Below are 15,678 nucleotides of genomic sequence, written 5' to 3' on the forward strand. Positions count from 1 at the left end.
CCACCCGGGTCAGGAAGTCCGGGTCGTTCTCGACGGCGGTGCGGGTCAGGGCGTGTTCCATCCGGTCGGCGGCCTCGGCGTCGCAGACGTGCCGGACACGGTCCAGGGCCAGGGCGATGATGGTCGCGGCCCGGGATGCGACCTCGCCGGCGGCGACGGCGGAGCCGAGTTCCCCGTGGACCGGCGGCAGTGGTTCGCCGGTGAATCCCTGCCGCGGCAGCAGGCATCCGGCCAGGGACAGCCGGCGGCGGGCCTCGCCGGCACTGATCCGCAACCGCGCCCGCAGGAACTCCGTGGTGTTCCGGTAGCCGTCATCCACAGCAGTACCAGCAACTGCCGGGCACCCAGCAACAGCCGGGGCGTCCGCAGCAACAGCAACTGCCGGGCCGTCAGCGGCAGCCGGGGCGTCCGCAGCAACAGCAGCTGCCGGGCTCCCAGCAACAGCCGGGGCGTTCGGGGTTCCCGTGGCCCCCGCCTCCGCCGCCGCGGCCACGCCGTCCGGCCAGGCAGTCCCGCTCCCAGACTCCGTGCAAGCTCCGGGACCGGTGCTCTCGCGCCAGCCGGTGGTCCACGAGGTGCCCGCCTTCGTGGCGGCGGCCGCGGCCTGCTTCCGGGTCCGGTCCACGGCCCCGGCCGCCACGAGCTGAAGATACTCCGTGACCCGCGAGAGCTCCTCCACGGTGCCGGCGAAATCCGAGGCGGCCTGGAACCCCAGCAGCGCCGCGTCCTCGACCGCCGTCAACCCCACCTCCCGGAGTATGGCCAGGGCGTCAGCCACACCGTCCGCANTTACCGCCGAGCTCTGACATTCTTCGGGGCCCGTTACCCTGGCGGCAGAATCCCGTCGTCAGCAGGATTCAGCAGGATTCAGCAGGATTCAAGAGGTTTCAGGAAGACTCAGGACCCGCCATCCAGGAACCGCGGCCGGCCAAACTGGGTGCGAACCCCGGGTGAAAACAGCACCGATTCGGGCGGACCCGTGACGCCCCGCCCAGCCCATACCGCCGCGCGGTCGCCCGCAATCCCCTGCGCGCCCTGCCCCTGCCGGGAGCGCCGATTCGCCCCGCATAGGCCGATTCCCTGAACCCGTCCGGGCCGGGTCCCGGTGTGCAACTAAACTGGACTGGATCCCGTCGCCGCCCACTGTAAGGACAGATTGCACATGGCCATTTTGAATATCCGCATCATCGGTGATCCTGTGCTGCGCACAGTCGCCGATCCCGTGACGGAATTCGGGCCTGAGCTGGCGAAGCTTGTTGCCGACATGACCGAAACCATGGAGGACGTGGACGGTGCCGGCCTGGCCGCACCCCAGGTCGGCGTCAGCCAGCGCGTCTTCACCTACCGCATCGGCGACGTCGAGGGACACATCGTCAACCCCGTGCTGGAAAACAGTGACGACTTCCAGCCCGACGAGGTCGAGGGCTGCCTTTCCATCCCGGGCCTTGGCTTCCCCGTCCGCCGTCACCGGCACACCCGCGTCAGCGGCGTCGACCAGTACGGCAACCCCGTCACGGTGGAGGGCGAAGGCATGCTGGCCCGGGCATTCCAGCACGAAACCGACCACCTTGACGGCATCCTCTTCACGGACCGGCTCGAAGGTGAAGACCGGAAGACCGCGCTGCGCGCCATCCGGAATGCCAACTACGACTCCATCACCGAGCAGACGACGGCGAAGCGCGCCAGGACGGTCGGCACGAGTTTCGGGTCCGGCAGCGCAGGTTCGGGCAGCTTTGGCTCCTTCGGTAACTCACAGTGAGGGTTCTCTTCGCCGGGACGCCGGCCGTGGCCGTGCCGTCCCTGGATGCCCTCGTCGCGGCGGGGTTCGACGTCGTTGCCGTCCTCACCCGCCCGGATGCGCCGATCGGACGCAAACGCGTGCTGACGCCGTCGCCCGTTGCTGACCGTGCCGCGGAACTGGGCATCAGGATCATCCACGCCGCGAAGGTCGACGCCGCGGTGACGGAGCAGATTGCGGCTGCCGCCCCCGACGTCGCCGCCATCGTGGCGTACGGCGGTCTCATTCCCCGGCCGGCCCTCGACCTTCCCCGGCATGGCTGGATCAACCTGCACTTCTCCCTGCTGCCGGCCTGGCGCGGCGCGGCACCCGTGCAGCGTTCCCTCATCGCCGGCGATGACGTGACAGGGGCCGTCACCTTCCTGCTGGAGGAAGGACTGGATACCGGCCCGGTATTCGGCACCCTGACCGAAGCCGTACGGCCCGACGACACCGCCGGGATTCTCCTGGAGCGTTTGTCCCACAGCGGAGCCGTGCTGCTGACCCAGACGCTGTCGGCCGTCGACGCCGGCGAGGCCGCCGCGGTGCCGCAGCAGGGCGAGGTCAGCCTCGCCCCCAAACTCACCCTCGAGGACGGCCGGCTCGACTGGCAGCAGCCCGCCCTGGCGATCGGCCGGCGGGCCCGCGGGGTCACCCCTGAACCCGGTGCCTGGACCACGCTGGACGGTCAGCGGATCAAGCTTGAACCCGTCATCCTGCGGCCCGTTGACCCGGCGTTGAAACCCGGACAATTGTTCCTGGCGGGCAAGAGCGTGCTGGTGGGGACCGGCTCGCACCCGGTGGAGCTCACGCGGGTCCAGCCTTCGGGAAAGAAAATGATGACCGCCGCCGACTGGGCGCGCGGACAGGCAACACTTGAAAGCGTGGTATTCGAATGAGTGAGTCCGGGACGAGCGGCAGCGGCCGCGGCAACGGCGCCCAGCGCGGCGGATCGGGCGGCCAGGGCGGCCGGGGCCGGGACGGGAGTCAGCGGAACGCGCAGGGCCGAGAACGGAACCGTGGGCCGCAGCGCGGCTTCACCGAGAACGCGCCGTCCCAGCGCACCCGCCGGGCCGACCCCGCCCGGCTTGTGGCCTTCGAGGTCCTGCGCGCCGTGGCCGCCGAGGACGCCTACGCCAATCTCGTGTTGCCCGCCCGGATCCGGCACCATAACCTGGACAAGCGCGACGCCGGCTTCGCGACGGAGCTGAGCTACGGGGCACTGCGCGGGCAGGGCACCTATGACGCGATCCTGGCCCGCTGCGTGGACCGGCCGCTGGACCAGCTGGATCCGGCCATCCTCGACGCGCTCCGGATCGGCGCCCACCAGCTGCTGGCCATGCGCGTCCCCGCCCACGCCGCCCTGGACCAAACCGTAGGCCTGGCCCGCGCCGTGATCGGCGCCGGGCCGTCGGCGCTCATCAACGCCGTGCTGCGCAAGGTATCCGCCCGCACGCTCGAGGAGTGGCTGGAGCTCCTGCTCAGCGATGAGACCGACGAAACCAAAAAAGCCGCCATCCGCTACGCCCACCCGGAATGGATTGTCCGGGCCCTCCGGCAGTCCCTGGTGGCCCACGGGCGCCCGGTCAGCGAAATCAGCGACCTTCTCGAGGCGGACAACGCCGCACCGGTGGTCAACCTCGTGGCACTCCCAGGGCTCGGCAGCCTCGCCGAGGCCCTCGACGGCGGCGCCACGCCCGGGGAACTCGTCGAAGGTTCGGCGCTCTCCAGCGGCGGAGACCTCGGCCGGCTCGCCTCCGTCCGCGAAGGCACCACCCGCGTCCAGGACGTCGGCTCCCAGCTTGTGGCCCGCGCCATGGCCGCCGTCGACCTGGGCAGCACCGGGACGGCAGGGGACCAGGGCCCCGGTACGGAGCCGGCAGCCGAACGCTGGCTGGACATGTGCGCCGGCCCCGGCGGCAAGGCGGCCCTGCTGGGCGCCCTCGCCCGGGAGCGGGGCGCCACCCTGCTGGCCAACGAACCGGCGCCGCACCGCGCCAAGCTAGTCCGGCAGGCCCTCGCCGCCGTGCCGCACGAGGTCTGGCATGTGCGGACCGGAGACGGCCGCGACGTGGGCACGGAGATGCCGGAGACTTTTGACCGGGTGCTCGTCGACGCGCCCTGCACCGGGCTCGGCGCCCTGCGCCGCCGCCCGGAATCCCGCTGGCGCCGGACGCCCAAGGACCTGACGGATCTCGGCCCGCTGCAGCGCGAGCTGCTCAAGTCCGCGCTGGCCGCCGTGAAGCCCGGGGGCGTTGTCGCCTACGTGACATGCTCACCGCACCCGGCGGAGACAACCGCCGTCGTCAGCGATGTGCTGCGCAAACGTGAGGACCTTGAACTGCTCGACGCCGGTGCGGCGCTGGACAGCGTCAGCCTCACCGGCCACCTCGATGCCGGACACGAGCTCACCGCCCAGCTCTGGCCGCATGTGCACCGGACAGACGCCATGTTCCTGGCGCTCATCCACAAAAAGGCCTGATCACAGGGAATACTGGGGGACCAGAACCCCGCGCGCCTGTCACAGGACACCGCAGCAGAACGACAAGGAATTCCACATGGCCAAGTGCTGTATCAACCCGAGCATTCTTTCCGCCGACTTCGCCAACCTCCAAGCCGAACTGCGCAAGATCAGCACGGCCGATGCCGTGCACGTGGATGTCATGGACAACCACTTTGTCCCCAACCTCTCGCTGGGGTTGCCGGTGGTGGCCCGCTTGCAGGAGATCAGCCCGGTGCCGCTGGATGCCCACCTGATGATCGAGCACGCGGACCGCTGGGCTCCGGCCTACGCCGAGGCGGGCGTCGCCTCCGTGACGTTCCACGCCGAGGCATCGATTGCGCCGATCAAGCTGGCGCGGGAGCTTCGGGCCCGTGGAGCCAAGGCAGGGCTGGCGCTCCGGCCGGGCAGCGGTGTGGAACCGTTCCTGGACATGCTCGGCGAGATCGACATGCTGCTGATCATGACCGTGGAACCGGGATTCGGGGGCCAGGAATTCCTGGACCTGACGCTGCCGAAGATCCGCCGGGCCCGCGCGGCGATTGACGCGTCCGGGCTGGACGTGGCGCTGCAGGTCGACGGCGGCATCACCGAGGACACCATCTGGCGTGCCGCGGACGCCGGCGCCAACGTCTTCGTGGCCGGATCCGCCGTCTACGGTAACGATGATCCAGCCAAGGCCATCGAACGGCTCCGCTCCGCAGGCCAGCGCTGACCGCACCAATAGCCGCACCGCTGGGCCCGCGCTGACCGCACCAATAGCCGCACCGCTTGCCGGGCGGCCGGCCGCACCGCGGGCCGGTCCGCCAGGGTGCACCGCCCGCCAGCGGCCGCCCTCACGCCAGCGGCCGCCCTCACGCCAGCGGCCGCCCTCACGCCTGCGGCCGCACCGCCCGCCTGTGGCCGCCCTCACGCCTGCGGCCGCACCGCCCGCCCTCACGCCAGCGACCGCACCGCACGGTGCAAATGACGCACGCCGTAACATGCCCCCGGCGGGAATAGCCAAAGGTACCCGGCGGTTGTGCCAGAATAGCAAGACACATACGTGCTCCGGGGTCGGTGTAAGTCCGAACCGGCGGTTATAGTCCGCGACCCGCGCGCCGGCGCTTCCCTAGGGAAGGCTGCCGGCAGACGGTTGAACCGGTGGAACTCCGGTACCGACAGTTAAAGTCTGGATGAGAGAAGCACGTACAGCTGTTACTGCGGTGCCCTCGTGGCGCCGCGGAAGTTCGCTGTCGTATACCCCCGGAGCCATCGCGGCTTTTGAGGGAAGGAACGACAAACACATGAACTCTCTGCGATGGCTCTTCACCCCCACTCCGGTTTTAGATAGCCCGGTGGCCGGTTGATGAGCTTCACACACCCAACACCCGAGACGGCCGACGACGACGCCGCGGCCGAGGCGGCCGCCGTGGCCGGTTTCAGCGCAGCCGAGGTCGCCGCCATGGAGGCCGCTCTCGCAGCAGCCCGGCAGGGGCCTCGGGGCGCGAACCCGCTGGTCGGCGCCGTCGTAATCGACGCTGACGGAACCCGGATTGTCACGGGTCACCACCGCGGGGCCGGCACCGCCCACGCGGAAGCTGACGCGATTTACCAGGCAAAGGCCGCCGGACTTGATCTCAGCGGCACCACCATGGTGGTCACGCTGGAGCCGTGCAACCACTGCGGACGCACCGGGCCCTGCGCCGAGGCGATCATCGGGGCCGGCATCGCGGACGTCGTCTACGCCATCGACGATCCGCACGACCCCGCCGCCGGCGGTGCGTCCACCCTGCGCGCCGCGGGGGTCCGCGTACGCTCCGGGCTCGGCGCCGAGGCCGCCCTGGAGCTGAACCGGCGCTGGTTCGACGCCGTTGCGGCCACACGCCCTTTCGTCACCCTTCACATCGCGCAGACGCTCGACAGCCGGATCGCCGCCAGCGACGGTACCAGCCAGTGGATTTCCAGCCCGGAATCGCTCGCCGACAACCACGCCCTGCGCGGCCGGATCGACGCGATCCTGGTCGGCACGCAGACGGTGCTGGTCGACAATCCGCGCCTCACCGCCCGCCACGCGGACGGCGAACCGGCCAGCCGGCAGCCGCTGCGCGTCGTGATGGGCTACCGGGGGATTCCCGAGGGCGCCGCCATCAACGGAGACGACGGCAAGGTCCTGCACCTGCCCACACGGGATCCGCGGGAAGCGCTGGACGGGCTGTTCGCCGCCGGAGTCCGCCACCTCATGGTGGAAGGCGGCTCCAGGATCCTCAGCGCATTCCTCGCCGCCGGGCTCGTGGACGAACTCATCGTCTACCTGGCCCCGACGCTCCTCGGCTCCGGAACCGCGGCCCTGGAGGACCTCGGCATCACCACCCTGGCCGACGCCCAGCAGTGGGAATGGGACCCTGCTTCCGGCGGGGCGGTCCAACAACTCGGCCGCGACCTGCGGCTACACCTTCGCCCGGCCGGGACAGCCCCCGCCGTGACAGCCAGCGCCGGGATAGCCCCCGCCGTGACAGCCAGCGCCGGGATAGCCCCCGCCGTGACAGCTAGCGCCGGGATAGCCCCCGCCGTGACAGCCAGCGCCCCGGCACCCGTGCCGGCCGCCGCCAACACTTCAGCCGATTCAACCCCGCTCCGCGCAGGTGCGGACACCGCCGCAGGAGGCAACTGATGTTCACCGGAATTATTGCCGAGCAGGGGAAGGTGTTGTCCGTTGACCGCAACGGCGACATCAGCGCCACCGTCCGGCTCCACGCACCCGGCAGTACCGAGGGACTTGCGCTCGGCGGCTCCATCGCCGTCAACGGCGTCTGCCTCACGGCCACGCAGATCGACGGCAAGGAGTTCAGTGTTGACGTGATGGGCGAAACCCTGACACGCAGCACCATCGGCGAACTCGCCGCCGGCGACCCCGTCAACCTGGAGCGCTGCGTTCCGGCCGGAGGCCGGCTCGACGGGCACGTCGTCCAGGGCCACGTTGACGGCGTCGGGCAACTGCTGGAGCGCGAGGCGCTGGGGAACTGGGACCGGCTGCGCTTCGGCGTTCCCGCCCGACTGGCCCGCTACATCGCCGAGAAGGGGTCCATCGCCGTCGACGGCGTCTCGCTGACGGTCAGCGCGGTGAGCCCTGCCGCCGAACCCGCGCCGTGGTTCGAGGTCGGGCTGATCCCCACCACGCTGGCGGACACCGGACTGGGCGCAAAAGCCCGCGGCAGCCAGGTGAACCTCGAAGTCGACGTCCTGGCGAAGTACACTGAGCGCCTGCTCGCTTTTTCGGGTGCGGCAGCCGGGGGAGCAACAGTACGCGCGGAGGGGGAAACAGCGTGAATAACGTCAAGGACATCCCTGCCCCGCAGCCCCTTCTCACCGAGCCCGCCGACTCTGCCCTGCCCGCGGAGCTTACCGCCCCGGTCATCCCGCCGGCAGGCCTGGACCTGATTGAGGACGCCATCCGCGCCGTGGCCGCCGGTCTCCCCGTCCTGGTGGTCGACAACGAGGACCGTGAAAACGAAGGCGACATCATCTTCGCCGCCCAGCACGCCACTCCGGCCCTGATGGGTTGGACCATCCGGTACAGCTCCGGTGTGATCTGCGTACCGCTCGACGCCGCCCGGGCCGATGCCCTCGCGCTGCCGCCGATGGTCGAAATCAATGAGGATGCCAAGGGCACCGCCTACACGGTGTCCTGCGACGCCGCGGTGGGCGTCAGCACCGGTATCTCTGCCACGGACCGGGCCCTGACCGCCCGGATCCTGGCCGATCCCGGCAGCCAGCCGGCGGCGCTGACCCGCCCCGGGCATGTTTTTCCGCTCCGCGCCGTTAAAGGGGGAGTGCGGGAACGCCCCGGCCACACCGAAGCGGCCGTGGAACTGTGCCGGCTGGCCGGACTCGAGACCGTGGGAGTGATTGCTGAAGTGGTGCACGACAATGGAGAAATGATGAGGCTGGACGGACTTCGGGGCTTCGCCCGTGAGCACGGCTGCCCGCTGGTCTCGATTGCGGATCTGGTGGCTTACCTTGAGGCCGGGCAGCCTTCCGGCCACATGACGGACCCGGTTTAATGGAGGAGAAACGATGACGACGTCGGAAGCACAAGAACAGCGGGCTGCCGGACGCCAGCCGCATCCGGTCAGCGCCGGTCCGGTCGTCCAGCTGCCCACCGCCTTCGGTGACTTCGTGGCGCGGGCCTGGACCGACCTGGCCACCGGCGCCGAGCACCTGGCGGTCAGCTCCCCGCTGCCGCCGATTGACGGGATGGCACCGCTGGTCCGGCTGCATTCGGAGTGCCTCACCGGAGACGTCTTCGGCTCCTACCGCTGCGACTGCGGGGAACAGCTGGCCTATGCCCTCGAGATGATCAACGAATTCGGCGGGACCCTGCTGTACCTGCGCGGCCAGGAAGGCCGGGGGATCGGCCTGGCCAACAAGATCAAGGCCTACGCCCTGCAGGAAGCCGGCTTCGACACAGTGGAGGCCAACGAACAGCTGGGCCTGCCGGTGGATGCCCGCTGCTACAAGGCCGCGGCCCAGATCCTCGCGGACATGGGCCTGCACGAGGTCCGCCTGTTGAGCAACAACCCGGACAAGCAGGACCGGCTGGCCCAGGCCGGCGTCCGCGTCGTGGAGATGGTGCCCACCGAGGTTCCCTCCCGGGAGCAGAACCTCCGGTACCTTCAGACCAAAAAGGACCGGATGGACCACCGGCTGGTCCTGGACATCGAGCCGGCAGCACCGGTTGCCGGCCCCCGCGGCTTCGACCAGGACTGACCCCGAACAAAGATTTCAGCTGGCCCCGCACGCGCCGGCCCGAGGTTTCGGCACGCACACTTTTCGACAAGCACACCACAACTGAGCAGAACAAGGATTCCCAGATGAGCGGACACGGCGCCCCACAGATCGACCTCAGCACCTTCAAACCGGGGGAAACCTCCCAACTGAAACTGGCCATCGTGGCCGCGAGCTGGCACACCCAGATCATGGACGGGCTGCTGGACGGCGCCCTGCGCGCAGCGAAGGACGCCGGCATCAGCGAACCGACCGTGCTCCGCGTCCCGGGCACCTTCGAGCTCCCCGTCGCCGCCGCGCGGTTGGCACCGCACTTCGACGCCGTCGTGGCGCTCGGCGTCGTGATCCGCGGCGGAACCCCGCATTTCGAGTACGTCTGCGAGGCGGCCACCCTGGGCCTGACCGAGGTCTCGGTGCGCACCGGCATCCCGGTCGGCTTCGGCGTGCTGACCTGCGACACGGAACAGCAGGGCATCGACCGGGCGGGGCTGCCCGGTTCCACCGAGGACAAAGGCCACGAGGCCGCCACCGCCGCCCTGGCCACCGCGGTCACGCTCAAGCAGTTCAGCTAGTCCGGCAGGCGCCGGGTCCGGCGGTGCCCCCGCGGCGGCCGGACCCCGGCCCGACTCCGGCCGGACCCTACCCCGACTCCGGCCGGACCCTACCCCGACTCCGGCCAGACCCCACCCAGTGTGTAATCGCTCACATCCCCGCCGTCATGCAAGGGCCTGGCAGGCGGCCTCTGCCCGCGAGCAAGTAGGCTGGAGGGTGTGAAGAATTTCGAATCGCTGTTCGCAGAACTGAGTGAGAAGGCAGCCGTCCGTCCGGAAGGCTCCCGCACCGTCGCCGAACTGGATTCCGGGGTCCACGGCATCGGCAAGAAAGTCGTGGAGGAAGCAGCCGAGGTCTGGATGGCTGCCGAGTACGAATCCGATGAAGCCGCCGCCGAGGAAATCTCGCAGTTGCTCTATCACCTGCAGGTCCTGATGCTCGCCAAAGGACTCAGCCTGGAAGACGTCTACAAGCATCTCTAGCCACGTCCGCGCCGGAACCCGCCAGGCCCCTCCTGGCCATTCCGGTGTTAAACGTGGCCCGCTGTGCCTGAACCTGACTGACCCTGGACGGGCTGTTCCTGAACGTATGTTCGTGATCAGACTTCGTCCCCACCAAGAAAGACTTTCCCCATGCTGAGAGTTGCCGTCCCGAACAAGGGATCCCTGTCCGAAGCCGCCTCCGCCATGCTCGCCGAGGCCGGCTACCGCCAGCGCCGCGATACCCGCGAGCTGGTCATGCTGGACCCGGACAACGACATTGAATTCTTCTTCCTCCGCCCCCGCGATATCGCCGTGTACGTCGGCCAGGGAACGCTCGACGTCGGCATCACCGGGCGCGACCTGCTCCTCGACGCCGAGGTGGAGGCCGAGGAACTGCTCCCGCTGGGCTTCGCCGCCTCCACCTTCCGCTTTGCCGGCCCGGTCGGCGACTTCGCCACGGTTGAACAGCTCGAAGGCAAGCGCCTCGCGACCAGCTATGACGGGCTGCTCCGCGGCTACCTCGCCGAGCGCGGCATCAAGGCCAAGGTCGTCCGTCTCGACGGCGCCGTCGAATCTTCCGTGCGTCTCGGCGTCGCGGACGCGATCGCCGACGTCGTCGAAACCGGCAACACCCTCAAGGCCGCCGGGATGGAGATCTTCGGGCTGCCCATCCTGCATTCCGAAGCCGTCCTGATCGGCCGCAAGGGCGAGCGGAACCCGGCCGCGGACGTGTTGATCCGCCGGCTCCAGGGTGTCCTCGTGGCGCACCAGTACGTCATGATGGACTACGACATCCGCAAGGAACTCGTGGAGGAGGCCGCGGCCCTCACCCCCGGCCTGGAATCTCCCACGGTCTCGCCGCTGCGCGATTCGGACTGGGTTGCCGTCCGTTCAATGGTGCCGAAGAAGCAGACCAACCGGATCATGGACGAGCTCTACGACCTCGGCGCCCGCGCCATCCTGGTCAGCACGATCCACGCCTGCCGCATCTGACCGGCGCGAGTCAACCTTTCGTAAGCGAATACCAGGAGAAGTCATGGCTGTAGCCGTCCGCGTTATCCCGTGCCTGGACGTTGATGCCGGCCGCGTCGTCAAGGGCATCAACTTCGAGGGCCTGCGCGACGCCGGGGACCCGGTGGAACTGGCCCACCGCTACGACAACGGCGGAGCCGACGAGCTGACCTTCCTTGACGTCACGGCGTCCTCGGGAAACCGGGAGACCACCTTCGACGTCGTCCGGCGCACCGCTGAGGAGATCTTTATCCCGCTGACCGTCGGCGGAGGTGTCCGCGGCGTGGCCGAAGTGGACAAGCTCCTGCGCTACGGCGCCGACAAAGCGGCGATCAACACCGCCGCCGTCGCCCGGCCCGACGTGATCGACGAGATCACCCGGCACTTCGGGTCCCAGGTCCTGGTGCTGTCCCTCGACGCGCGGCGCACCCGCCCCGGTTCGCAGCCCACCGCCTCCGGCTTCGAGGTCACCACCCACGGCGGCCGCCAGGGGACCGGCATCGACGCCATCGACTGGGCCCGGGAAGCGGCCGACCGGGGGGTGGGGGAGATCCTGCTGAACTCGATCGACGCCGACGGCACCAAGGACGGCTTCGACCTGGAACTCATCCGCCTCGCGCGGGCCGCGGTCAAGGTTCCGCTCATCGCTTCCGGCGGTGCCGGTAAACCGCAGCACTTCCCGCCGGCCGTGGCGGCCGGCGCCGACGCGGTGCTCGCCGCGTCCGTCTTCCACTTTGGCCCGCTGGATATGATCGCCCAGGTCAAAGCCGCAATCCGCGACGCCGGCTTCGAAGTCCGCTAGTCCCACCCGCCTGCCCGCTTAAAGCAACGCGGGGTCACTTACCGCCCATCCCGGTGGGGATTATGGGCGGTAAGTGACCCCGCGTTGGTGTGTGGTGGGGGTGTGGGGCTCAGAGCCCGACTTCGGCGGACTGCAGGAGCGCGACGGCGTCCGGCTGGCCTTCGAAGGTCACGAGCGCGTGGCGGGTGCGGCCGTGCGCGTGCATTAGGAGTTCGCCCGGTTCCCCGACGATCGCGACGGACACCGGGGCGCGCTTGGCGACGTGCCGGGGGCCCGAGGGGCGCACCAGCACGATCCCGAGGTCCACCCCGCGGTAGAGGATGGCCGCACGCTTCACCAGTTCATCCCAGAGGGCGTCCGAATACTCCTCATCGAGGGCGCGTGGCGCCCAGCGGTCGACGGCGCGGCGGACGTCTTCGGTGTGGACAAAATATTCGATCAGGTTGGCGCTTTCGTCCAGGGCCTTGATCTTCATCGGCGAGAACGCGGAGGGGCCGGCGCGGAAGGAGTTGACGAGCTTGTTGTACTCCTCCGGCGTCGTGAGCTTGGCCGCCAGCGCGGCCGTGGCCTGGTCCGATGCCTTGGCCAGGCGCTTGATCAGAAGGCCGAGTCCGACGGCGGCTTTGCGCTCGCGCAGGTACAGGTGGGAAGCCAGGTCCCTGGTACGCCAGCCCTTACAGAGCGTGGGGGAGTCAGGACCGGCCGCCAGTAAGGTTTCGGCCAGAACTTCTCGGGAGGGATCGACGAAATGCATCACTTGTGAAACTAGCACGAGACGACGGCGCGTGTGCACCTGAACCGCCGTCGTTTTGGCCCCGTCGACGTGATTCGCGGCGTGGTGACGCGGATGTTAAGCGGGGCGCCGGGCAACTGGGCGGCGCCCTTCGCCAAGGCACTAGACTTGAGCTGATGTCTGAACAGCCCGCCCCCGCCCTAATTAATGGAAGCGCCGTTGATGGAACCGCCGTCAAGGGAGAGCCCGTTAGCACCGCCGTTCCCGGCCCGGCCGCGTCCGCGGGCCCGCTCCCGGCGGGCCTTGCCGACGCCCTGAAGCGCGACAGCGCCGGCCTGGTCGCAGCGATCGTCCAGCAGTACGACACCAACGAGGTCCTCATGCTGGGCTGGATGGATGACGAGGCCCTGCACCGCACCATGACCAGCGGACGGGTGACGTTCTACTCCCGCTCCCGCCAGGAGTACTGGCGCAAGGGGGACACCTCCGGCCACGTGCAGTGGGTCAAAACCCTCGCGATGGACTGCGACGGCGACGCGCTGCTGATCCGCGTGGACCAGGTCGGCGCGGCCTGCCACACCGGGACCCGGACCTGCTTCGAGGGCCGCGGACTCGACGTCGTCACCGGCCACGCAGGCTGACCCGGTACACACCGGTTGGCCGCTAAACACCGGGTGTCCCGCTAAACACCGGCCGGCTGGCAGCTGACGCCGGCGCACCGCCGCACAACACAGCCCACCGGGGGGCAGCCCCTCACACTCAACCTTCAGGACCACTGAAAGAACAGGCGGAAACCACAGCCATGCAGGACCTTGGAATCATCAGCCCGGGCCTGGCGGAGTTCCGTGAACTCGCAGGCCACAGCCGTGTCATCCCCGTCCGGCTGAAGGTGCTGGCTGACGCCGAAACCCCGATCGGGCTGTACCGCAAACTCGCCCAGGGCCAGCCCGGCACGTTCCTGATGGAATCCGCGGCCGTCGGCGGTTCCTGGTCCCGCTACTCCTTCATCGGTGCCCGCTCACGGGCCACCCTGACCACCAAGGACGGACAGGCGCACTGGCTCGGCGAGCCGCCCGTCGGGGTTCCGCTGGGCGGCAGCCCGGTGGACGCCGTCCGCGACACGGTCGAGGCCCTCCGCACCGACCGTTTTGACGGCCTTCCACCGTTCACCTCCGGCCTGGTCGGTTTCCTCGGCTGGGAAACGGTCCGGCACTGGGAGCGGCTCACCAGCCCGCCCGAGGACGATCTCGAGCTGCCGGAAATGGCGCTGAACCTCGTCACCGACATGGCGGTGCACGACAACATGGACGGCACCGTGCTGCTGATTGCCAACGCGATCAACTTCGACAACAGCACCGAGCGGGTGGACGAGGCCTGGCACGACGCCGTCGCCCGGGTCAAGGCCCTGCTGGCGCAGGTCAGCACCCCCGTCCAGCAGCCGGTCTCCGTGCTGGACCCCGCCGCCCTGGACTTCGCGTCCAGCGTGCAGGAACGCTGGAATGAGACGGACTACCTCGCCGCCCTGGACCGCAGCAAGGAAGCGATCGTCGACGGCGAAGTGTTCCAGGTGGTCATCTCGCGCCGCTTCGAAATGGAATGCGGCGCGGACCCGCTAGATGTCTACCGGGTGCTCCGGAACACGAACCCCAGCCCGTACATGTACATCTTCAGCCTCGAGGACGCCAACGGCCGGCAGTACTCCATCGTGGGTTCCTCCCCGGAGGCACTGGTGACCGTGACCGGCGAGGAAGTCATCACGCACCCCATCGCCGGCTCCAGGCCGCGCGGCAAGACAGTGGAGGCGGACAAGGCCCTGGCCGAGGAACTCCTCGCGGACGAGAAGGAACGCGCCGAGCACCTGATGCTGGTGGATCTGTCCCGCAACGACCTGTCCAAGGTGTGCGTGGCCGGCTCCGTCGACGTCACCCAGTTCATGGAGGTCGAGCGCTTCAGCCACATCATGCACCTGGTCTCCACCGTGGTCGGCAAACTCGCGCCGACCGCCAAAGCCTACGACGTGCTGAAGGCGACCTTCCCGGCCGGCACGCTGTCCGGCGCGCCCAAACCCCGTGCGCTGCGCCTGCTCGACGAGCTGGAACCGCACCGCCGCGGGATCTACGGGGGAGTGGTGGGCTACCTGGACTTCGCCGGTGACATGGACATGGCCATCGCCATCCGCTCGGCCCTGCTGCGGGAAGGCCGCGCCTACGTGCAGGCCGGCGGCGGCATCGTGGCCGACTCCGTGAATGCCACCGAAGCCCTCGAAACCGTCAACAAGGCCGCCGCCCCGATGCGTGCCGTCCACACGGCCCGGTCGCTGCGCAACATCACGCCGGATTCCATTTCCGACGCCGGGACGCAGGCATGAGCGGCACCACGGTCCGGAGCACCAGCCCCGTAGTTCCCCGATGGGCCCGGAAATCCACGCTGGTGCTCGCCATCGCCGCCCTGGCGCTTGCCGTCTTCGGCACCACCACGCAGACCTGGCTCACCGTCCACCTCGACCCGGCCCAGCTCGGGCAGGCCGTCGACAGCCAGGACGGCCTGCAGGTTCAGGGCAGCAAAGCTGCGACCACGGTGACGGCCCTGGCGCTGGTGGCCCTCGCCGGCGGACTCGCCGTGTCGATTGCCGGCCGGATCGGTCGCTGGATCATCACGGTGCTCATCCTGCTGGCCGCCGCCGGCATCGTCAGCGCCGCCGCGGTCGTCATCGCGGACCCGCTGGCCGCCGCCCAGGGCTCGATCGCGGCCGCCACCGGGATCACGGGCAGCGATGTGCAGGTGGACGTCACGGTGTTCCCGGCCCTCGCCGTCGTCGCCGGCACCCTGCTGGGGCTCGGCGCCCTGCTGATCATCCCGGCGGGCCGCTACTGGAAGTCGCGTACGAAGTATGACACCGCAGCAACGGGTGCGGCCGCCGGCGGGCCCGCGGCGCCGGCCGGACCGGCAGACGAGATCGACAGCTGGGACCGGTTGTCACGCGGAGACGACCCCACCTGAGCCGGTGCCGCATGCGCGCCCGGCAACGCGGCCAGCAGCGGTGCCAGTAACCCG

The 15,678-nt window shown here is 69.5% G+C and carries 17 protein-coding genes and 1 riboswitch; of the genes, 15 read left to right on the forward strand and 2 right to left on the reverse strand.

Going from position 1 to position 15,678, the window contains the following annotated elements; translation table 11 throughout:
• On the reverse strand, nt 1-748 hold a 748-nt coding region (locus tag ACZYZ3_RS19100; RefSeq protein WP_463965364.1), incomplete at its 3' end, for a DUF222 domain-containing protein.
• Between the two features lie 414 nt (nt 749-1,162).
• Here ACZYZ3_RS19100 and def point away from each other — a divergent pair.
• The 12 genes from def to hisF all read left to right on the forward strand — a co-directional run bounded on the left by def (nt 1,163) and on the right by hisF (nt 11,891).
• Nucleotides 1,163-1,759 (forward strand): peptide deformylase, encoded by a 597-nt coding sequence (gene def, locus ACZYZ3_RS19105; protein ID WP_463965365.1) that lies wholly within the window; start codon nt 1,163-1,165, stop codon nt 1,757-1,759.
• Nucleotides 1,756-2,676, forward strand: a complete 921-nt coding sequence (gene fmt / locus ACZYZ3_RS19110) for a methionyl-tRNA formyltransferase (RefSeq protein WP_463965366.1) — start codon at nt 1,756-1,758, stop codon at nt 2,674-2,676. The genes def and fmt overlap by 4 nt, the downstream gene beginning before the upstream one ends.
• Nucleotides 2,673-4,259, forward strand: coding sequence for an RsmB/NOP family class I SAM-dependent RNA methyltransferase (locus ACZYZ3_RS19115; RefSeq protein WP_463965367.1), 1,587 nt, complete (start codon nt 2,673-2,675; stop codon nt 4,257-4,259). The genes fmt and ACZYZ3_RS19115 overlap by 4 nt, the downstream gene beginning before the upstream one ends.
• A gap of 76 nt (nt 4,260-4,335) precedes the next feature.
• On the forward strand, nt 4,336-4,992 hold the full coding sequence (gene rpe, locus ACZYZ3_RS19120; RefSeq protein WP_463965368.1) for a ribulose-phosphate 3-epimerase: 657 nt from the start codon (nt 4,336-4,338) through the stop codon (nt 4,990-4,992).
• Nucleotides 4,993-5,318: 326 nt separating this feature from the next.
• Nucleotides 5,319-5,469: riboswitch (FMN riboswitch) on the forward strand.
• A gap of 252 nt (nt 5,470-5,721) precedes the next feature.
• A complete protein-coding gene (gene ribD, locus ACZYZ3_RS19125) occupies nt 5,722-6,930 on the forward strand; it encodes a bifunctional diaminohydroxyphosphoribosylaminopyrimidine deaminase/5-amino-6-(5-phosphoribosylamino)uracil reductase RibD (RefSeq protein WP_463965386.1) in 1,209 nt (402 codons plus the stop codon).
• Nucleotides 6,930-7,586 carry a riboflavin synthase gene (locus tag ACZYZ3_RS19130; RefSeq protein WP_463965369.1) on the forward strand — a complete coding sequence of 219 codons (657 nt, stop codon included), beginning with the start codon at nt 6,930-6,932 and terminating at the stop codon, nt 7,584-7,586. Before ribD ends, ACZYZ3_RS19130 begins: the two co-directional genes overlap by 1 nt.
• 59 nt (nt 7,587-7,645) lie before the next feature.
• Nucleotides 7,646-8,320, forward strand: coding sequence for a 3,4-dihydroxy-2-butanone-4-phosphate synthase (gene ribB / locus ACZYZ3_RS19135; protein WP_463965387.1), 675 nt, complete (start codon nt 7,646-7,648; stop codon nt 8,318-8,320).
• 13 nt (nt 8,321-8,333) lie between these two features.
• Entirely contained in the window at nt 8,334-9,026 is a 693-nt protein-coding gene (gene ribA / locus ACZYZ3_RS19140) for a GTP cyclohydrolase II (RefSeq protein ID WP_463965370.1), read from the forward strand.
• Nucleotides 9,027-9,130: 104 nt separating this feature from the next.
• A complete protein-coding gene (gene ribH, locus ACZYZ3_RS19145; RefSeq protein WP_463965371.1) occupies nt 9,131-9,616 on the forward strand; it encodes a 6,7-dimethyl-8-ribityllumazine synthase in 486 nt (161 codons plus the stop codon).
• A 198-nt stretch (nt 9,617-9,814) separates the two neighbouring features.
• Complete coding sequence (locus ACZYZ3_RS19150; RefSeq protein WP_024367461.1) at nt 9,815-10,078, forward strand: phosphoribosyl-ATP diphosphatase; 264 nt, start codon at nt 9,815-9,817, stop codon at nt 10,076-10,078.
• 150 nt (nt 10,079-10,228) lie between these two features.
• Nucleotides 10,229-11,071, forward strand: coding sequence for an ATP phosphoribosyltransferase (hisG, locus tag ACZYZ3_RS19155; protein ID WP_282383696.1), 843 nt, complete (start codon nt 10,229-10,231; stop codon nt 11,069-11,071).
• 43 nt (nt 11,072-11,114) lie between these two features.
• A complete protein-coding gene (gene hisF, locus ACZYZ3_RS19160) occupies nt 11,115-11,891 on the forward strand; it encodes an imidazole glycerol phosphate synthase subunit HisF (protein WP_463965372.1) in 777 nt (258 codons plus the stop codon).
• A 109-nt stretch (nt 11,892-12,000) separates the two neighbouring features.
• On the opposite strand, the gene ACZYZ3_RS19165 is transcribed toward hisF, so the two are convergent.
• A complete protein-coding gene (locus ACZYZ3_RS19165) occupies nt 12,001-12,645 on the reverse strand; it encodes a TIGR03085 family metal-binding protein (protein ID WP_463965373.1) in 645 nt (214 codons plus the stop codon).
• 155 nt (nt 12,646-12,800) lie between these two features.
• On the opposite strand from ACZYZ3_RS19165, the gene hisI reads away from it, so the two are divergent.
• The 3 genes from hisI to ACZYZ3_RS19180 all read left to right on the forward strand — a co-directional run bounded on the left by hisI (nt 12,801) and on the right by ACZYZ3_RS19180 (nt 15,624).
• Nucleotides 12,801-13,265 (forward strand): phosphoribosyl-AMP cyclohydrolase, encoded by a 465-nt coding sequence (gene hisI, locus ACZYZ3_RS19170; protein WP_463965374.1) that lies wholly within the window; start codon nt 12,801-12,803, stop codon nt 13,263-13,265.
• A 161-nt stretch (nt 13,266-13,426) separates the two neighbouring features.
• A complete protein-coding gene (locus tag ACZYZ3_RS19175) occupies nt 13,427-14,992 on the forward strand; it encodes an anthranilate synthase component I (RefSeq protein WP_463965375.1) in 1,566 nt (521 codons plus the stop codon).
• Nucleotides 14,989-15,624: a Trp biosynthesis-associated membrane protein gene (locus ACZYZ3_RS19180; RefSeq protein WP_463965376.1), complete on the forward strand. Its 636-nt coding sequence runs from the start codon at nt 14,989-14,991 to the stop codon at nt 15,622-15,624. Before ACZYZ3_RS19175 ends, ACZYZ3_RS19180 begins: the two co-directional genes overlap by 4 nt.
• The last annotated feature ends 54 nt before the right edge of the window (nt 15,625-15,678 follow it).

The sequence above is a fragment of the Pseudarthrobacter linnaei genome, assembly GCF_055412825.1.